A 19,881-nucleotide genomic window follows, 5' to 3' on the forward strand; every position below is an offset into this window, starting at 1 on the left:
TGTATATCGGTATATATTTGTGATATGAAAAAAACAATTATAGCACGATTAAGTGTACAGAAAGAAAGTACTGATCAATTTTTGATACATGCAAAAAAGATGGTTCGGGAAAGTAATTTAGAAGATGGTTGTATGACCTATCGTTTATATCAAGAAATAGATGTCGATACAGAGTTTATTTTTTATGAAGAATATACAAATATGAATGCAGTTGATGCTCATAATTCTTCGAATCACTTTAAAGAGTTTATCTCACTAGTATCTTCAATGCTTACATTAGAACCAGTAATAGAAGTCTTCTAAATTGTTAATCAATAAAACGTCATATAAACCTAATAAAAGTTTGGCAATGTATGTTGATCGAATTTATGTGCTAAAACATTCGGGAGCATTTAAATTGCCTGCGATTTTGCCTGGCACTGGTTTAGAATTGTTGTTTCATACTCATGAACCACTGCTAATAAATAATTATAAATGTGATAATGGGCATATTATTTGCCCTAGAAATTCAATATTACATATAGATGAGTTTAGTGATGTTTCTTTCATATCGGTTCGATTTAAAAGTGGGGCTTTTCGTCACTTTTCTTCAATTCCATATATAGAGTTAAACAATCAGTTTGCTTCTGTCGAAGATATTTGGGGTTTCAGAGGTAAAGATTTTTTAGAGAAACTAAATGAGCACCATACTATTGATGACAAAATTAAATGTATAGAATCCTTTTTGCTTAAGTGTTTGTATGATTATCATGATAAACAAAATGACAAATGGGATACTATCATACATTCTTTGTATAAGCAGTATAATTCAATTTCTTTAAAGGAATTAGCTGCTTATACTAATTTGAGTTACCGCCAGTTTGAAAGAAATTTTAAATCTCAATTTGGGATTACACCAAAGAAAATCCAACGAATTATACGGTTTGAAGCTACAGTAAAAAAAATACTATTAAACAGAAATCCTGGGTATTTGTCTACTGCATTAGATCATGGCTATTATGATCAAAGTCATTTTATTAACGAATTTCAGTTTTTTACAAAAGAAAAGCCTTCTAACTATTTTGTAACAAAAAATTATGATCATCATTTTTATGATAAATCAATAAAAACACTAGAATGATATTAGTTTTTTACGAAGTTGGTATCTCTTAAATATTGGGTAATATCCTTTGCTATGATATCTCTACCGTGATTGTTCCAGTGTCTGTCATAGATCAAAGTGGTAGAACGATCAGAAGTTTCAAAAGAAGCAGAGAAATCAATGTAATTAAATTCATTTTTTTCTAAATACGATAAAAATAGAGGACTTGTTATTCTGGAGTCTAAAAGAAGCGTAAATCGTTTTTTATCATATCCATATTTAGAAATCAAACTTTTGAAGTTGGCCAGGTATTTTTCTTCATTTTCTTTTTTAATTCTCAAAATTTCGACATCATCTATCGAAACTGTCTTTTTTTTAGGTTTAAGCATATTAAGGAATCGATACATTAGTTCCTGAGGAGGATCTAAAACCCCAATGCTTTTACAGTATACTATTAGTTTACTTTTTTTAAGCATTTTGTTTATGGGAGATTCTAAAGCTAATCGACTATTAACAACCCGATATTCTGCACGGGTTAAATCGTTAGAGAATTTTATGCCCAAAATAACGTGGTCAATAAGGTCGAATTGAGAAGCATACGAATGTATCAGGTGCAGTTGATCTGCAAAATCATAGCCGGCATAACCATATTCATATACTTCAATTTCAGGAATAGCATTTTCAATCTTTTTACCAATAGAGTTATAGTAGTTTTGATGAAACCCTTCTATAAATGAATCCCCAACCAATGCTACTTCTATTTTATCTTTTGTTGGAGTAAATTCTCTATAAGAATTATACCCTGTTGTATTAATATGATATTCTGAAAAATTTTGCCTTCTGTTTCCGGTAACCGAAAAACCATTTTGGTTTGGTTTCCATTTTTCTACTTTATATTCGTCGAGAAATCGGGTAGGAGTGTCTTTTCCTAAATGAAAAACACGCACTAATCCTTCTAATACGATGAGTATTAAAAAAACATATAAGATACTTTTGATTATAAGTTTTTTCATGCGACTTTAAAATTATATCATAACGCTTTTTTTATTGTCATTGCCTATTTTTAATTAGAATTGGAAATAGATAAATGATCTGTCTATGTTGTCATCAAAGAACAGTAACATTCCTAAAATTACTAAAGTATATGCAACAAATCTCACGATTCTAGACTTAAATTTAAAAGGAGCACGCTCGTCTCTTCTAATTCTAAATTCATATAAAATAAAAAGACCTAACAAGATAAAATAATCTATCATACGATACCCTAAAGGATGTTGATAGGTTTCATAAGAAAAATTGACATATATCTGTTCTAAAAAACCAAAAGCATCTGTGATGGACTCAGATCTAAAGAATACTCTAGAAAATGTGACTAATAAAAAAGTGAGTAAAATTTGTGAGATTTCTGTTAAAGAGGGGAACCAACGATTTTCTGCTACCACAGTATTCATATAAATACGATTTCGCCCCATTAAAAAAACAGGAATGTATAAAACAGCATGAATTGCTCCCCATACGATAAAAGTCCAGTTTGCACCATGCCAAAAACCACTCACTAAGAAAATGATAATAATATTTCTAACCGATTTAAGTTTACTTACTCTGCTTCCGCCAAGAGGGATGTATACGTAATGTCTAAACCAGGTAGATAAAGAAACGTGCCATCGCTGCCAATATTCGGCAACATTTCTAGAAAATGTTGGAAACTTAAAGTTAGACATTAGTTCTATTCCAAATAGTTTGGCGGTTCCTATAGCAATATCAGAATATCCACTAAAATCTCCATAAACCTGAAAACTAAAAAGCGACACACCAAGGATTAAAGTAGAAGCAGAATAATCGTTATAATTAAGAAAGATGTCATCTACAATTGGTGCAATAGAATCTGCAATAACTACTTTTTTAAATAATCCCCAAAGTATAAGTCTTAGACCTTCTGTACATTGTGTGTAATTAAAAATTCTTTTGGTGGTGATTTGTGATAAGAGATTAGAAGCTCTTTCTATGGGACCAGCAACCAATTGAGGGAAAAAGCTAACAAATGTAGCAAAAGCAATAAAATTCTTGGTTGGAGTTAATCTTTTGTAATAAATATCTAATGAATACGACATGGTCTGAAACGTATAAAAAGATATCCCTACAGGTAAAATAATCTGTAATGTCCACGTGCTTTTAAGTTCGTATCCGAAAACAGAAAGAAAATCTACCCAGGATCCTATAAAGAAATTGTAGTATTTAAAGAAGCCTAAAAGACCGATGTTAAAAATTACACTTACCCATAACCAGACTTTTCTTTTTGAAGTAGAATCATTGGCGTGAATAGTTTGACCAATAAAAAAGTCAACAACTGTACTTGCCAGTATAAGAAATAGAAATCTCCAATCCCATAATCCATAAAAGATATAACTGGCGATAAGTATAAATAAATTCTGAACCTGATTTTTTTTATAGAACACAAACCAGTAAAGAACAAAAACGACTGGCAGGAATATAAAAAAATCTAAAGAATTGAATAACATCTATACTGTATATAATTATAAAATTCGGAGAAGGGGTATATAAAGAAATATTGCAAAAATATCTCATTGCTATTGAAGGGCATAAATTTTGTGTATTTAATTTTATAAATCAAATATTTATGAGATTATTTTTTATTTCATGCCAAATAATAGGTTTTGTTATAAAAAAAATGATGATAAGTGGGGGAAATCCCCCTATTCATAAATAGGTGTTATCCCCATGAAATTAATTTATTATTAAGCTATACTTGTACTACCCAAAATAGTTTACAAAAAAGTAATACAAAAAATGAATTTTGGTTATGCATTATGTATAATTTTGCGGTGAATTATGATTTTAGGTATAAATTCGTTTTTTATTACAAGTAGTTTTATGGAGTATCTATAATACTTTTCTTACGGGATTTCCGTATTGTAAGACAATATTTAGGCAAACGTGAGTCATTGAACGTTTTTTTTAAGTATTCTGTCTAAAAAATTAAATTTTGAATTGTTAATTGATTTAACTAGACTATTTTAGCTTTGGAAAACAAATTTAGAGTAAGTTCAAAAAAGGAAGTTCTACCCCCCTTCTTCCAGCGTTTTTTAGATTGTCATCAAAAAGATTTGACTAATTATTATACATGTTGTGTAATTGTTATGTCAATAGGAAATTATTGTTCATTATTAATGGGAAAATTATGAATATAATTGATTCAAAAAAAATATGGCTTTCTTCACCGCATATGGGTGGATCAGAGCAGAAATTTGTGAAAGAAGCATTTGACACAAACTGGGTAGCACCTTTGGGTCCAAACGTTAATGGATTTGAGAGTGATATCGAAAGTTATCTTGGAGAAGATGTTTATGCTGCAGCATTAAGCTCTGGTACAGCTGCATTACACCTCGGGTTAAAACTACTTGGTGTTACAGTAGGTGATGAAGTGTTATGCCAAAGTATGACATTTGCTGCTTCGGCCAATCCAATAGTATATCTTGGTGCTAAACCTATATTTATAGATAGCGAAAGAAGTACCTGGAATCTATGTCCAGATCAACTAGAAATAGCAATAAAAGATAGAATAGCAAAAGGTAAAAAGCCTAAAGCAATTATTGCTGTCCATTTATATGGAATGCCATATAATGTAGAAGCTATCCATAAGATTGCTTCAGAATACAAAATCCCAATATTAGAAGATAGTGCAGAAGCTTTAGGGAGTTCTTATCAAGGAATTAACTGTGGAACTTTTGGTGATATTGCAATCCTTTCATTTAATGGGAATAAGATTATAACTACATCTGGTGGTGGAGCACTTGTTTCAAAAAAACAACAATATAAAAATAAGGCCATTTTCTTGGCAACTCAAGCCAGAGATAATGCACCTCATTATGAGCATTCTGAAATAGGATATAATTACAGGATGAGCAATATTACTGCAGGTATAGGAAGAGGGCAGATGGAAGTTTTAGATGCCCATGTAGCCAATAGACGTAGTAATTATGAATTTTACAAAAAGAATCTTGAAGATTCATCTGAAATAAAGTTTTTAGAAGAGCCTTCGGGATATCATTCTAATAGATGGTTAACTTGTATAGAAACCAGTTCTTATAAATTAAGAGAAGGAATACGGTTATCATTAGCAGAAGAAAACATAGAATCAAGACCGTTATGGAAGCCCATGCATCAACAAGCTGTATTTGCAGATTGTGATGCGTACCTCAATGGAATTTCTGATGACCTATTTGATCGAGGCCTTTGCTTACCCAGCGGGTCTAATCTTGAAGAAGATGATTTATATAGAATTGTATCAGTAATTAAAAATGTATTGAGATGATAAAGAGCTACCTTATAAATAATTCGCATAAACACGCATCTAAATGGCTTGTTTTATCAATTGATGTGTTAATTACGATCTTTAATTTCTTTTTGGCGTATGTAATTAGATTTGGAATCACTTTAAATTTTGATACTACTAATTTAATATACCAATTACCAATTATAGCGGGGTTATCTACCTTAAGTTTTCTAATGATAGGCTCCTATAAAGGAGTGGTTAGACATACAGGAATGAGAGATGCTTATAACCTGTTTCTTGCTGTAACTATCTTAATTTGTTTAATGGGATTCTTTATGGCATCCAGTAGATTAGCACTAATGCCAGAATTGCTAAATATCCCTGTGTCTATAATTTGTGTGCATTATTTATTAAACATTATAACACTTACTACAAGTCGTTTGGTGTTTAAATATTGCTATTACTATGTGAAATCAAAAATAGGAGAGACTTCAAGAATATTGATTTATGGAGCAGGAGACTCTGGATTAATAACCCTTGCTGCAGTAACTAATGATTCTAATAGATCTTTGTCTGTAGTTGGTTTTATTGATGATAATTCTCAAAAAATAGGAAAAACCATTAATGGGATTAAGGTATATCCTTCGGGAATGATTGATCAAAGCTTTATCACAAAAAATAATATTAAGGAGATTGTTGTATCAATTCCGCATATAAGTAAGAAAAGGCTTTCAGAAATTTCTGATAACTTGCTTAAGCTAAAAGTTACCGTTAAAATAATCCCTGCAGTAAATGATTGGATTGATGGTAAGCTAAAAGTTTCTCAGATTAAAGAAATTCAAATAGAAGACTTATTAGAAAGGGCTCCTATTAGTATGGATAATCAGAATATCACACAAGAACTTAATGATAAAGTGATTTTGATAACAGGAGCAGCTGGATCAATAGGAAGCGAAATAGTAAGACAAGCTTCATTTTATAACTATAGACATCTTGTTTTGGTTGATCAGGCAGAATCTCCATTATATGATTTACAACAAGAACTTTTAAGTAAAGGAGTAACTAATTTTACGCCAATTGTTGCCGATATAAGAGATCATCAAAGAGTAGAAACTATATTTGAAAAATATAGACCTAATATGGTCTTTCATGCAGCTGCTTATAAGCATGTACCTCTTATGGAGAATAATCCTTGTGAGGCAATTAAAATTAATGTACTTGGAACCAGGAAACTGGCAGATTTGTCATCTGAGTTTGGTGTAGATAAGTTTGTTTTTGTATCTACAGATAAAGCAGTGAATCCTACAAATGTAATGGGAGCAACCAAGAGAGTTGCCGAAATGTATATAAAATGTATTAATGGAACCAGTAAAACTAAATTTATTACCACTAGATTCGGAAATGTACTGGGGTCGAATGGATCTGTTATTCCATTATTTAAAAAACAAATTCAAAAAGGAGGACCGTTAACAGTTACTCATAAAGATGTAACTCGCTTTTTTATGACTATACCAGAAGCTTCTCAATTGGTTATAGAAGCAGGAACAATGGGTAATGGAGGCGAAATATTTATCTTTGATATGGGAGAATCTGTAAAGATTTTTGACCTCGCAAAGAAAATGATACGATTATCTGGCCTTAGATATCCAGAAGATATAGATATAAAAATAACAGGCCTTAGACCTGGAGAGAAATTGTATGAAGAACTCCTGGCTGATACAGAAAATACGTTGCCAACATATCACAAGAAAATAATGATAAGTAGATTTGATGATAATGATTGTGTATTGGTAAAAGATAAAATTGATGACCTTTGTATTATGAATTTACTAAGTCAGGATCATCAAATTGTAGGGAAATTAAAAGAGATAGTTCCAGAATTTATCTCCAATAATTCTACGTTCGAAAGTATTGATAAAATTAATAAAAAAAGTATTCAAGGCAAGCGAGAAGTTCTTGCATAGAGCTTGATGTAACAAAAAAGTAGGGTATTATATAGTAAGGGAAAAAATACCTTCAAAATATTTTAGTAAGAAGAGATAGGCTTGTTTAGGGGAATAAACTTGCCTAAATGTTTTATGGTGTTCTTTTGGAACACATGAAAGGAAAATAGTATAGATAAAGCAAAATCTTATTGCTAAACTAAATAAAGTTATATTTTTGTAACTCATTAAAAGGCTTACTTATAAAGTATTAAAATATGCGATGTAGATTTTTGTTATTATTTGTGGTATTAATATCAGTTTTTTCCTGTAAAGTACCTGAAAATGTGGTTTATTTTCAAAATTCTGCAAATTTGGAGAAGATTTCTTCTACAAATTCTTTCACCTCTGTTTTTAAAGTTGATGATATTGTTGGCATACAGGTTTCTGCAGCAGATATGGATGCGGCAAGACCATTTAATTTGATGCAAGGTTCTTCTATATCGCTAGGAGAAGGTGGAGGAGGAAATACAGCAAGTTCTGCTGGGTCAAGTGAACCTACGTATCTAATAAACGAAGAAGGGAATATTGATTTCCCAGTTTTGGGGGAGCTAAAAATTGCTGGCCTAACTCGAATCGAGGTTAAGGAAATGATTAAAGAAAAATTAAAAATTTATATCAATGATCCTATAGTAAGTGTACGGCTTAAAAATTTTAAAATTACCGTTATGGGAGAAGTGTCAAGACCTGGTTCTTATACAATACCCAATGAGAGAATTACTATTATTGAAGCCCTTGGTTTAGCAGGAGATATGACTATTAAAGGAAGAAGAGAAAACCTAATGGTTATTAGAGAAAATGAAGGAGTAAATACATATCATCGTGTAGATCTTACTTCTAAATCAATTTTTGAATCCCCTGTATATTATCTAGCACAAAATGACGTTGTTTATGTTGAGCCAAATAACTCAAGAATAAAAGAATCCAAAACACGTAATAATACCCTTGGTGTCATTATTAGTATTGTTGGTGTAATTATATCTGTAGTAACTCTAGTTGTAAGATAATAAGTATATGATTTCTAATACCAATAATACCTCTACAAAGAATACTAATTTTGATTCGTCTTCTGGATTTAGTTTTAATCTTAGAGATCAAATTTTAAAATACCTTAAACGTTGGTATTGGTTTGTATTAAGTGTCTTTATTTTTGTTGGTTTAGCATATCTTAAAGTAAGGTATACAATTCCTCAATATAATGTGTCTTCTAGTATTGTGATCTCTCAGGATGAAAGTATGAGTGAATCAGAGTTATCGGCATTTAAAGATCTTGGTTTATTAGATGATGGGCAGAATAAAATTGAAAATGAGATTCAGATTCTAAAATCAAGAACACTATTAACTAATGTGGTTAATAATTTAAAACTTAATGTTCGATATTTTAGTGAAGGAAGAATTCTGGAAGTAGAGAATTATCCAAAATCACTTATTGAAATCAATTTTTTATCAGATGATTCTATTGTACATAAAAAATCAAAAGTTTTTCATGTGCAAATTGATTCTGATACCTCTTTCTCTTTTCTAGATGAAAAAAAGCAAAAAGTAAGTAATCATTCCTTCGGAAATACTATTAGTACTAGTATTGGTGATATTATTATTACCCCAAGTATGGATACTATGAATGCTAGTATTGGCAAAATCATCAAAATTGTAGTGACGCCAGTAAAGTTTGTTGCCGAGTCATATAGAAATAGGTTATCCATTATTTCGGTTAAAAATTCAGGTATTGTTAGATTGTCGTTAAACGACCCGGTCAAGGAAAAAGCAAAAGATATTATTAATAACCTTGTCGAAGAATACAACAAGGCAACTATAGAGAATAAAAAACAAGCTTCGGCAAGAACAGCAGATTTTATAAATGATCGTTTAGAGCTTATTTCGGGAGATTTGACCCAGGTAGATGATCAAGCAGCGACATATCAATCCAGTAGAGGATTAACTAGTAGTGATGTGGCAGTTCAAGCGCAGCAATTTTCAGATTTAGATACAAAAAACTCTCAAGAAATAGCACGATTAAATACGCAGCTTTACTTTATAGAATCCATGCGAAAGTTTGTGCTTAGCCAAGAGGGTAAGTTTGATCTTGTACCACAATCTAATTCTGGATTTAGTGATCCAACAGTTGCTAGTACGATATCAAGATATAATGGATTAATTCTTCAGAGACAACGTTTATTAAAAACGTCGAGTATAAAGAATCCCGTTGTTGTAAATATAGATCAACAAATTGGTGGATTAAGACAGGTTCTAACAGGAAGTTTGAATAGCCTTAAAAATTCTATCAATGGGCAATTACGAAGCTTAAATACCCAGAATCAATATTTTGGAGGTCAAATATATAGCGCACCAACACGACAGAAAGATATTAGAGCTATTGAGAGGGAGCAGACCATAAAAGAACAATTATATCTTTATCTACTTCAAAAAAGAGAAGAAGCAGAGATAAAGAGCCATATTACGCTTTCTAATGCCAGAGTAATCGATAAAGCATCTACATTAGGTTCATATCCAGTATCTCCAAATAAGAAAACAATATATGCAGGAGCTTTCTTTCTTGGTTTGATATTGCCTTTTCTTATTATTTATACTTCAGATTTGTTGAATGTAAAAGTAAGCTCAAGAGAAGATCTGGAAAAAGTGCTTTCTATGCCAATTATTGGATCTATACCAAAAGTGAAATCTAAAAATAAAATCATGATTTCGCAAAATGACAGATCAGGAATAGCGGAAGCATTTAGGATCTTAAGAACAAATTTAGACTTCTTAATGGCAGGAATTAACAAAGCTAAAGGGAAAGTTATTTTTGTTACATCTACTATTTCTGGGGAAGGAAAGACCTTAATCTCTTCAAATTTGGCTAAAACTTTGGCCATTTCAGGAAAAAAAGTAGCCTTTTTGGGTACAGATTTAAGAGATCCAAAATTGCATAAGTTTTTTGATCTGCCTAATGGGAAAGATTCTAAAGGACTTACTAATTTTATAATGAATGATGACTTAACTCCAGAAGATATCATATATAAATATAAAAAAGAAGATGCATTTGATATTGTACCATCTGGAGCAATACCGCCTAACCCTGCAGAACTTTTAATGCAAGAAAGAGTAAATGTAATGTTTAAGTATCTAGAAGAACACTATGATTATATTATTGTAGATACTGCTCCTGTTAGCCTTGTAACCGATACACTTTTAATAGCAAAACACGCAGATTTAAGTATTTATATAGTAAGAGAAAATTACTCTGATAAAAGAGTATTACAGGTTCCAGAAAATTTTTATAGAGAAAAACGTTTACCAAATATTGCAGTTTTACTTAATGCAGCTGGTAATAAGACTGGTTACAACTATGGATATGGTTACGGGAAAAAGAATTAAGAAAACTCGATATTGTTTTTCATTAATGAAGTAATCTTTTTAGCAATTTTAAAATCAAATCCTTTCTCAAGAATCTCTAGTTGATGATAATTGTGAACATCTGTACCCGTAAAGTCAATATAGTCCTGATCTATCAGTTTTTTTGTAAAAGATTTGATTTGCTCACCATAATATCCAGATATTGATAATAGGTTAACCTGAAACAGAAACCCTGATGCTTTTAACTCATCATATTTTTTTAGGTCATTTAGATAAAAAGAATATCGTTCTGGATGTGCCAAAATAGGAATGTATCCTGCTAATTTAATTTCGAATAAGATTTCGTTAAGATTAATAGGAGGAGCAAAAGTAGACATTTCGACCAGGATATAATTTTGGTGTAATGGTAAAATGTCATTGCTTTTTATACGTTCATAAAACAAATCGTCCATCATATATTCTGCACTTGCCTGTAATTCGATTTTTGTTATTCCCAAAGGAACAAGAACTTCTTTAAGTTTTTTAAAAGTACTAGTTATAGTTTGCGAAGAATTTGGCCATATATCTTGCATTATATGAGGAGTAGTAATTACTTTTTTAAAGCCAAAATTTTCAAATTGTTCCAAGATATAACCCGATTGATAAATTGTCTTTACTCCATCATCAATACCCGGAAGTAAATGTGAATGAATATCAATGTAACCATCGGGTACAATTTCTTTAAAAGGAACATCTTTTCTTGATAGGAACCGCAATTTGATTTTTGTTTTGGGGTGAACGTAAAATAATATATCTGTTATAATAACATTATTAGTGCATTATAACAAATAAAATGTAAAAATATAGATTTATTACACATAAAAAACTGTTTAAGAACAGAGATTCTTAAACAGTTTGATGTATTTAATAGTTATCTTAATGCTATCTTTTTGTAATATCTCCTGACCCAGATACCTTTTTATCTTCTTTTTGAGGGTCTCCTTTATAAAATATATCACCAGATCCTGATACACGAGCCTTTAAGTAGGTAGTGGCCATTACTTCAATATCACCAGAGCCAGATACGGTTGCTGTTACATTTTTTGCATTTAAGTCATATGCAGAAAGGTCACCAGATCCAGATACATTTCCGTTAAAACTACCAGCACTTCCTTTTAAAGCCAGATCACCAGACCCAGATACTTGTCCCCATATATTTTCGGCATCAACAACAAGTTGAACATCACCAGACCCAGATACTCCGGTTTTAAAATCAGAAGCCTTAATTGTATCAGAACTATACACATCTCCTGATCCTGATAATGTAACTTGAGTTAGATCTTTAAAAGGAACGGTAATAATTAATTTTTTTCCTACAGAAGGTTTTAGGTAATACCCTTTTTTTACATAAATTCTAAGAGCATCTCCTTGGATCTCGGTTACTATATAATCAATAAGGTTACTTTCTCCTTTGATTGTGATTTTTCCTTCTGTACCTGATATTAAGGATACATCTAGACTTCCTTTTACTTTTACTTGATCATAGTCTGATGTCGTTCTATTTTTGGTAACAGAATTGCCATTACCATTAATTTTTTTTCCATTTCCCCACCATTGTGCTTGTAAAGAAGTTATACTGCATAATGTAAGTCCTATAATAAATGCTGCTGTTCTCATTGTATTGATGTATTAATGTTTTGTATATATTAGTTTTTTCTTAATTTGATCCCACCATAGCTAGAGGTTATATTAATTGTTTTCCCGCTATTAGCTTGGCCATTATATCCCTGATAATCCTTTTTAGAATCCTTAACGTATTTCTTTTGCACATTTATATTGTCATCTAGTTTAATGCCTCCATACGAAGTTTTGATTGCAAAATCAAAAGTACATCCGTCCTCATATCCTATATTCACACTGGTATAATCTGTTTTGATTCTTACGCTTTTAAAGGTTGGTTGTAGTGAACGAACTTCGATAGATCCATAATCAGAATCAATACTTAGTTCTTCAGAAATACTTCCAAATTTGGTATTTACATAATCTGAAAAGCCTATTATTTTTCCTCCATTTTCTATTCGAATCCCGCCATAATCGCAGTTGTAGTTTAAGTTTTTTATAGATTTAAATTTTGATTGTGTATAATCTGCATTAAGATCAATCTTATCACCATTACCAACTTCAAAATCAGAATAATCGGCGTTTATTTTTCCATTTTTCATGTAAGAAATAGTACTGTTATTAGTGTAATCTATGTTGATATAATTATTGTCGCCTAATAGTTCTCCGATAATGATTTGACCATAATCGCAGTTAATTTTAGCATTACCTTTTATTTTATCCAGAGTGATGCTTCCGTAATCATTATTAAAATCTACACTATTAGTCACAGGAACTTTTACGGTATAATTGATTTTCATATTCATATTGTTGTTCCATCCACTTGTCCATTTATCCCACCAGGAGCTATTATTTTTATTAAAAGTGGTTTTGGCACTAACCATTTGAGAAGAAGAATCAAACTCAACATCGATAGATTCTAGTTTTTTGATCACTTTTTCTTCATTGTTTCCACTTACTTTAATGGTAATCTCCATAACAATTCGATTTTCATTCCAGGAAGTAATATCCAGATTACCATAATCGTTACTAATTTTTAATAAAGCATCTGCGTTAACCGAGAAATCTTTTTTTAATGTTTTTTCTTTGGTGTATTTTCCTTTCAGGTCTCCGTTATTGGCTAATGCCAAAGCAGGGATCATCAATAGGAGGATTATTTTATAGTATAAAGTTTTCATTTTCTGATAATTTAAATTCATTAATGCTGTTAATTTTTTGTAGTACCTCTTCTAATAAATTTGCACGTTTCTGAAAGTTCTTAATCATAGCGCTAATTACACGTTTATCGTTTCCACTATGAAAAAGGTCTTTTTTTAATATTTCATAATCAGATTCCAGCTTTTCTAATTGATTCATAGCATCCAAAACCAATTCTTTGGTTTCTGCAGAAGAAACTTTGTCGATTTCTTCGAGTTGCAATTGAATGGCAGAGGTAAAAAAGCTTTGAGTTTCCTTCATTTGAGGAGATACATTTGCTAGATCTACTTCTTCTTTTGGATTAAACATAAAAGTCATTGCTGCCATTCCAAATACTATAGCAATCGAAGCGGCTATTGCAAGTGGGGTATACCAATTCACCTTTTTAGGCTGCAATTGTACAACTTTGTTTTGTTGCTGCAACTTTTCTAAAAACCGAATTTGGTGATTAGCAGAAGGTTCGTGTATGTCTAATTGATCTTGCATACGTTTAAATAACTTTTCTATTTTATCGGTACTCATACAAATTGTATTTTTTTTCGTAAGCTTTCTTTTGCGCGCGAAATAAGCGTACGACAATTAGAATATGATATATTCATAATTTGACAGATTTCTTCATAATCATAACCTTCTATAAGGTGTAATGATAATGCAGTACTATAGCTGTCTTTAAGTTGAGTTAGTGTATTTAGCACTGTTTTTACTTTTACAGAAGAAAGGTCTTCTTCTACAATTCCGTTACTATCTGTAAGAGCATACTCAACAGTTTCTAGGGCTATTTCACGATGAACATCTTTTTTACGTGCTGCGGTTAAACTGGCGTTAATTACAATCCTTTTTAACCAAGCCCCAAACATATTATTGTCTTCTAGCATTGATAATTTTGTAAAAGCAGTTAAAAAGGCTTCTTGCATAATATCTTCAGCTTCTGCTGTGTCCTTTATGATTCTCAATGCTGTATTGTACATTGCCTTATAATAACGATTATATGTTTCGAGCTGCGCATTTTGATCTCGCTCGCGACATTTCGCAATTAATTGCTCTGTATTTAGTTGGGTTAGTGACAAAAAAAATAATTTACTTTAACATAAAGATATATATTGCAACGCATTGTTACAGTTTTTTAATTTTTTTTTTAAAACTTGTGGCATAACAATTGAAATGTAAATAATGAATCTATAATAAAGCCACTGTATTAATGGGTTTTATAAGGTTTTTAATCAGTTTCATTAAATTCTAAAAAAAAATGTTGTTTTGTCGTGATGACAAAATGACTTTGATATATACTTATGGCTAAAACCAAATTTACAACACTTGACAGTTTGTCATTTCAAGGGATAGATGAAGATGCAGAATTAATTCCTTTAATGACGCCAGAAGATGAAGAAGAAATAGACAAAGAAGATTTACCCGAAATATTACCGATATTACCTTTAAGAAATACTGTATTATTTCCTGGAGTTGTTATCCCTATTACTGCTGGAAGAGATAAATCGATTAAACTTCTTAACGAAGCTAATAATGGTAACAAAACAATTGGTGTAGTTTCTCAGAAAGAAGAGGGTATAGAAAACCCATCTTTAAAAGATATTAATAGAGTAGGTGTAGTAGCTCGTATTCTAAGAGTTTTAAAAATGCCTGACGGTAATACTACGGTAATATTACAAGGAAAAAAACGATTTCATATAGACGAAGTTGTAGAAGAAGTACCTTATATTAAAGCTAAGGTTAGAGAAGTTCCCGAAGCCAGACCGGCAAAAGAAAATAAAGAATTTAGTGCTATAATTGATTCTATCAAAGATTTGGCTCTAGAAATTATAAAAGAAAGCCCAACAATACCTTCTGAAGCTTCGTTTGCTATAAAGAATATAGAGAGTAATTCTTTTCTTATCAATTTTGTGTCTTCTAATTTAAACCTTCCTGTAGAAGAAAAACAAAAGTTATTAGAGATTAATGATCTTAAGAAAAGAGCTTTAGCTACTCTAAAATATATGAATGTAGAGTTTCAGAAACTGGAACTCAAAAATGTCATTCAAAGTAAGGTTCAGCATGACATGAGTCAGCAACAGCGAGAATATTTCTTACATCAACAGATGAAAACCATACAAGAAGAACTTGGTGGTGTTTCACATGAAGATGAAATCGAAGAAATGCGTGTACGCAGTAAGGATAAGAAATGGGACGAAAAAGTGAAGAAACACTTTGATAAAGAGCTATCCAAAATGCAACGTATGAATCCTCAGGTTGCAGAATATTCTATACAACGTAATTATTTAGATCTATTTCTGGATTTACCCTGGAATGAGTTTAGTACAGATAAATTTGATCTAAAAAGAGCTATGAAGATTTTGGATAGAGATCATTATGGTTTAGATGAAGTAAAGCGAAGAATTATAGAATATCTCGCAGTGTTAAAACTGCGTAATGATATGAAATCACCTATATTATGCCTATATGGCCCTCCTGGTGTAGGTAAGACTTCATTAGGAAAATCTATTGCAGAAGCTCTTGGAAGAGAATATGTGAGAATATCATTAGGGGGATTGCGTGATGAAGCAGAAATAAGAGGCCATCGAAAAACGTATATAGGAGCAATGCCAGGTAGAATTATCCAAAGTCTTAAAAAAGCAGGAACCAGTAACCCTGTATTTGTATTAGACGAAATAGATAAATTATCTGTCGGTAATCAAGGTGATCCATCTTCTGCTTTATTAGAGGTTTTAGATCCTGAGCAAAATTCTGAATTTCATGATAATTTCCTTGAAATGGGATTTGATCTCTCTAAAGTAATGTTTATAGCCACTTCTAATAGCTTAGGAACAATACAACCTGCTCTTAGAGATCGTATGGAGATTATTAATGTTACAGGATATACAATTGAAGAAAAAATAGAGATCGCTAAGCAACATTTGTTACCAAAACAGTTAGAAGAGCACGGGCTGGATAAGTCTCATATTAAAATAGGAAAACAGCAACTAGAAAAAATAGTTGAAGGATATACAAGAGAATCTGGAGTACGAGGCCTAGAAAAACAAATTGCTAAAATGGTACGTTATGCTGCGAAAAATATAGCAATGGAGGAGGAGTATAATGTAAAAATTAGTAATGAAGATATTGTAGAAGTTCTTGGAGCACCAAAGTTAGAACGCGATAAGTATGAAAATAATGATGTTGCAGGTGTAGTAACAGGACTTGCGTGGACAAGTGTAGGTGGAGATATTCTATTTATAGAATCAATTCTGTCTAAAGGAAAAGGAAACCTAACTATTACAGGAAACTTAGGAAAGGTGATGAAAGAATCTGCTACCATTGCCATGGAATATATTAAAGCTAATGCTGCAGAACTGAGTATTAATCCAGACATTTTTGATACTTACAATGTACACATACATGTGCCAGAAGGAGCTACACCAAAAGATGGTCCTAGTGCGGGAGTTACCATGCTAACATCTCTGGTTTCTTTATTTACACAACGTAAAGTTAAGAAAAGCCTGGCGATGACAGGAGAGATTACACTACGTGGAAAAGTATTACCTGTTGGTGGAATTAAAGAAAAGATCCTTGCTGCAAAAAGAGCGCATATAAAAGAGATATTACTTTGTGAAGATAATAGAAGAGATATTAATGAAATTAAAGAAGAATATTTGAAAGGACTTAAATTTCATTATGTTAAAGATATGGAAGATGTATTAAAACTTGCAATTACCAATACCAAGGTTAAGAATGCAAAGAAATTATAAGAATATAGCTTAACATGATTACAAAAACAAAGCAGCATTTTTAAATGCTGCTTTGTTTTTAAATTATCTTCTCTTTTTAATCAGGACATCTTTATACAATTCCATATTTTTTAAAACAATATCACTTCCTTTTACCACAGTTTTTAGTGGCTGATCTCCAAGATGTACTGGGAGTTCTGTAGCTCTGGATAATCGATCATCTAACCCTCTTAACATTGACCCACCACCTGTTAAATAGATTCCAGAATTATAAATATCAGCAGAGATTTCTGGTGGGATTTCAGAAAGCGTTTCCATAATTGCATTTTCTATCTGTATGATAGATTTGTCCAGGCTTTTTTCTATCTCTTTATATGATAACTGTATTTGCTTAGGTTTTCCGGTAAGAATATCTCTTCCTTCTACCCGCATTTTTTCTGGAGGTGATGCCAAGGTATCAATTGCAGAACCGATCTTAATTTTTATTTTCTCTGCCATAGATTCACCAATATGTAGATTTCGAGATTCTCGCACATATTGAGTAATATCTTCATTAAAAACATTTCCGGCAATTTTTACAGATTGCCCACTAATTATTCTACCCAAAGAGATTACTGCAATTTCTGTAGTTCCTCCACCTATATCTACAACCATGTTTCCTTTTGGCTCTAAAACATCTATCCCTCCACCTATAGCTGCTGCTATAGGTTCTGGTATAAGAAATATATTTTTTGCATTGAGTCGTTTTGCAGATTCTTGCACAGCTCGCATTTCAACTTCGGTACTTCCGCAGGGGATAGATATAATCATATTATAAGAAGTAGAAAAAGCAGAAGTATTAAAAACAGATAATCCTTTAATAAATGTTTTGAGCATTTTCTCTGCTGCATCAAAATTAGAAATAACGCCATTGTTAAACGGAGATATTGTTTTTATGTTCTTGTTAATTTTGCCACGCATCATACCAGCTTCTTTACCTACTGCAATAATTTTTCCGGTAATTTGATGAATTGATATGATAGAAGGATTGTCTACTGCTATTTTTCCTTTATAGGTAATAAGCGTATTTGAGGTGCCAAGATCTATTGCTATTTTTTCGTTTAAAAAATCAAAAAAGCCCATGATTTGTGTGTACTTATTAGATTAGTGTGTGATGATTTAAGGTGTGATAAAGTAGCTTATATTCATGCAGTTATGGTTTAAAGGTAAATAACTTCGATAAAACGTAATTATTGTATTTATAAATAAGTTTTACATTATTTCTTGTAGTGTCAAATGATAACATGCCCTTGCTGTAGCACAGTAACCCTGTATATTTTAATAAATAATTTATAAGATATCATGCGATATAATTATTTTATTAATAATAACTTTTTTTGTATAATCTGTATTTTCCAAATAGTTTGGTTTATTTTTGATTTTTAATACAAATAGTATTTCTCGTAAATTGGAAGACAATAAGATAATAATAGCTATAGATGGACATTCCTCTACAGGAAAAAGTACCGTCGCGAAACAATTGGCCAAAGCATTAGGGTATATTTATGTAGATACTGGAGCAATGTATCGAGCGGTTTCTTTATATGCTATGAGGAAAGAAATTATTGATGAGTTTCATTTTGATCAAGAAGAACTAGAAAAAGATCTTTCTGAAATAGATCTTAGATTTAAGATAAACCCAGAAACAGGCTTGGCAGAAATCTTACTTAATGGAGAAAATGTAGAAAGAGAAATCAGAACCCTTAAAGTTTCTAAATATGTAAGCAAAATTGCTGCTATCTCGAGTGTTCGTAAAAAATTAGTCGAACAACAACAAAAAATGGGGATAGATAAAGGGATTGTTATGGACGGAAGAGATATAGGAACTGTTGTTTTTCCAAATGCCGAACTTAAACTATTCATGACAGCAACCGCCAAGGATCGTGCAGAACGTAGATTTCTAGAACTTAGAGAAAGGGGAGAAGATGTAACTTATGAAGATGTTTTAAAAAATGTCGTAAATCGAGATCACATAGATAGTACAAGAAAAGATTCACCACTTAAGAAAGCAGAAGATGCTATCAAAATTGATAATTCTAATCTTACCTTAAAAGAACAATTTGAACAGATTATAGAATTGGCAAATAGTACAATACTAAAGGTTAGTTTTTAAGTCTTTTTTCTTTGATAATTGAAATAGAAATTTTTTTTGCGGCTATATTATTTACATCTCTGTATTCATAATATTTATAACCTTTCTCTGTCCATTCAACTAATCTTTTGAATCTCTGATTATTTTTAAGCAGTAATACACGGTTAATTCTTAATACTTGATTTTTTGCCGAAATGTATTTAGGGATTGAAGGATCGTTAACCCTGTAGAAAGGTTTGATTGTTGATATTTGATATTGCTCGCCATTATTCATAACTATTAGACTCGTATCTTCAAAGATTAATTGTACTTTAGAAAGACACTGGGCATAGTTATTAAATGAGAACAATAAAAATAATAATAGTATAATTTTTATCATAACTCATTGATTTAGTTGTTTTAACGTAATTAATTTACGGTTTTAAAGTAAGAAATCAAAAAATAATAAGATAAATTTTATTTGTGATAATGTAGCCGATGTATACAAGCCAGAAAAGTAAGAAGTAGGTTTTTACCAAATTACA

The 19,881-nt window shown here is 31.3% G+C and carries 17 protein-coding genes; 8 read left to right on the plus strand and 9 right to left on the minus strand.

What is annotated here, in order from left to right; genetic code table 11:
• Nucleotides 1-24 precede the first annotated feature (24 nt).
• A complete protein-coding gene (locus tag Z053_RS27805) occupies nt 25-303 on the plus strand; it encodes a putative quinol monooxygenase (protein WP_025663568.1) in 279 nt (92 codons plus the stop codon).
• A 1-nt stretch (nt 304) separates the two neighbouring features.
• The gene (locus Z053_RS0103100) at nt 305-1,120 is read left to right on the plus strand and encodes an AraC family transcriptional regulator (protein ID WP_316930156.1); all 816 of its coding nucleotides are present in this window, start codon (nt 305-307) and stop codon (nt 1,118-1,120) included.
• A 2-nt stretch (nt 1,121-1,122) separates the two neighbouring features.
• On the opposite strand, the gene Z053_RS0103105 is transcribed toward Z053_RS0103100, so the two are convergent.
• Both Z053_RS0103105 and Z053_RS0103110 read right to left on the minus strand, forming a co-directional pair.
• Nucleotides 1,123-2,094: a hypothetical protein gene (locus Z053_RS0103105; RefSeq protein ID WP_025663570.1), complete on the minus strand. Its 972-nt coding sequence runs from the start codon at nt 2,092-2,094 to the stop codon at nt 1,123-1,125.
• Between the two features lie 54 nt (nt 2,095-2,148).
• A complete protein-coding gene (locus tag Z053_RS0103110; protein ID WP_025663571.1) occupies nt 2,149-3,600 on the minus strand; it encodes an MBOAT family O-acyltransferase in 1,452 nt (483 codons plus the stop codon).
• Between the two features lie 680 nt (nt 3,601-4,280).
• Here Z053_RS0103110 and Z053_RS0103115 point away from each other — a divergent pair.
• The 4 genes from Z053_RS0103115 (at nt 4,281) to Z053_RS0103130 (ending at nt 10,732) form a co-directional block, all read left to right on the plus strand.
• Nucleotides 4,281-5,414 (plus strand): DegT/DnrJ/EryC1/StrS family aminotransferase, encoded by a 1,134-nt coding sequence (locus Z053_RS0103115; protein ID WP_035094878.1) that lies wholly within the window; start codon nt 4,281-4,283, stop codon nt 5,412-5,414.
• Nucleotides 5,411-7,339 carry a polysaccharide biosynthesis protein gene (locus Z053_RS0103120; RefSeq protein WP_025663573.1) on the plus strand — a complete coding sequence of 643 codons (1,929 nt, stop codon included), beginning with the start codon at nt 5,411-5,413 and terminating at the stop codon, nt 7,337-7,339. The genes Z053_RS0103115 and Z053_RS0103120 overlap by 4 nt, the downstream gene beginning before the upstream one ends.
• 332 nt (nt 7,340-7,671) lie before the next feature.
• On the plus strand, nt 7,672-8,364 hold the full coding sequence (locus Z053_RS0103125; RefSeq protein ID WP_231389118.1) for a polysaccharide biosynthesis/export family protein: 693 nt from the start codon (nt 7,672-7,674) through the stop codon (nt 8,362-8,364).
• A 7-nt stretch (nt 8,365-8,371) separates the two neighbouring features.
• Nucleotides 8,372-10,732, plus strand: a complete 2,361-nt coding sequence (locus tag Z053_RS0103130) for a GumC family protein (protein ID WP_025663575.1) — start codon at nt 8,372-8,374, stop codon at nt 10,730-10,732.
• Here Z053_RS0103130 and Z053_RS0103135 read toward each other — a convergent pair.
• From Z053_RS0103135 to Z053_RS0103155, 5 genes are all read right to left on the minus strand, one after another.
• Nucleotides 10,729-11,466, minus strand: a complete 738-nt coding sequence (locus Z053_RS0103135) for a tyrosine-protein phosphatase (protein ID WP_025663576.1) — start codon at nt 11,464-11,466, stop codon at nt 10,729-10,731. The genes Z053_RS0103130 and Z053_RS0103135 overlap by 4 nt on opposite strands.
• Nucleotides 11,467-11,632: 166 nt before the next feature.
• Nucleotides 11,633-12,367 carry a head GIN domain-containing protein gene (locus tag Z053_RS0103140; protein ID WP_025663577.1) on the minus strand — a complete coding sequence of 245 codons (735 nt, stop codon included), beginning with the start codon at nt 12,365-12,367 and terminating at the stop codon, nt 11,633-11,635.
• A 29-nt stretch (nt 12,368-12,396) separates the two neighbouring features.
• Nucleotides 12,397-13,488 (minus strand): DUF4097 family beta strand repeat-containing protein, encoded by a 1,092-nt coding sequence (locus Z053_RS0103145; protein WP_025663578.1) that lies wholly within the window; start codon nt 13,486-13,488, stop codon nt 12,397-12,399.
• Nucleotides 13,469-14,029: a hypothetical protein gene (locus Z053_RS0103150; protein WP_025663579.1), complete on the minus strand. Its 561-nt coding sequence runs from the start codon at nt 14,027-14,029 to the stop codon at nt 13,469-13,471. The genes Z053_RS0103145 and Z053_RS0103150 overlap by 20 nt, the downstream gene beginning before the upstream one ends.
• Complete coding sequence (locus Z053_RS0103155; RefSeq protein ID WP_025663580.1) at nt 14,026-14,574, minus strand: RNA polymerase sigma factor; 549 nt, start codon at nt 14,572-14,574, stop codon at nt 14,026-14,028. Before Z053_RS0103155 ends, Z053_RS0103150 begins: the two co-directional genes overlap by 4 nt.
• Before the next feature lie 222 nt (nt 14,575-14,796).
• Between Z053_RS0103155 and lon the strand changes: the two genes are divergently transcribed.
• Nucleotides 14,797-17,247 carry an endopeptidase La gene (lon, locus tag Z053_RS0103160; RefSeq protein ID WP_025663581.1) on the plus strand — a complete coding sequence of 817 codons (2,451 nt, stop codon included), beginning with the start codon at nt 14,797-14,799 and terminating at the stop codon, nt 17,245-17,247.
• A gap of 63 nt (nt 17,248-17,310) precedes the next feature.
• Here the strand turns inward: lon and mreB are convergent, their stop codons facing one another.
• Nucleotides 17,311-18,348 (minus strand): rod shape-determining protein, encoded by a 1,038-nt coding sequence (gene mreB, locus Z053_RS0103165; RefSeq protein WP_025663582.1) that lies wholly within the window; start codon nt 18,346-18,348, stop codon nt 17,311-17,313.
• 325 nt (nt 18,349-18,673) lie between these two features.
• Here mreB and cmk point away from each other — a divergent pair, with 325 nt between their 5' ends.
• A complete protein-coding gene (gene cmk, locus Z053_RS0103170; RefSeq protein ID WP_025663583.1) occupies nt 18,674-19,378 on the plus strand; it encodes a (d)CMP kinase in 705 nt (234 codons plus the stop codon).
• On the opposite strand, the gene Z053_RS27810 is transcribed toward cmk, so the two are convergent.
• Nucleotides 19,368-19,736 (minus strand): hypothetical protein, encoded by a 369-nt coding sequence (locus tag Z053_RS27810; protein WP_035094881.1) that lies wholly within the window; start codon nt 19,734-19,736, stop codon nt 19,368-19,370. The genes cmk and Z053_RS27810 overlap by 11 nt on opposite strands.
• Nucleotides 19,737-19,881: the final 145 nt, after the last annotated feature.

Origin of the sequence: Aquimarina megaterium XH134, assembly GCF_000520975.1 — a bacterium.
Classification (GTDB): domain Bacteria; phylum Bacteroidota; class Bacteroidia; order Flavobacteriales; family Flavobacteriaceae; genus Aquimarina; species Aquimarina megaterium.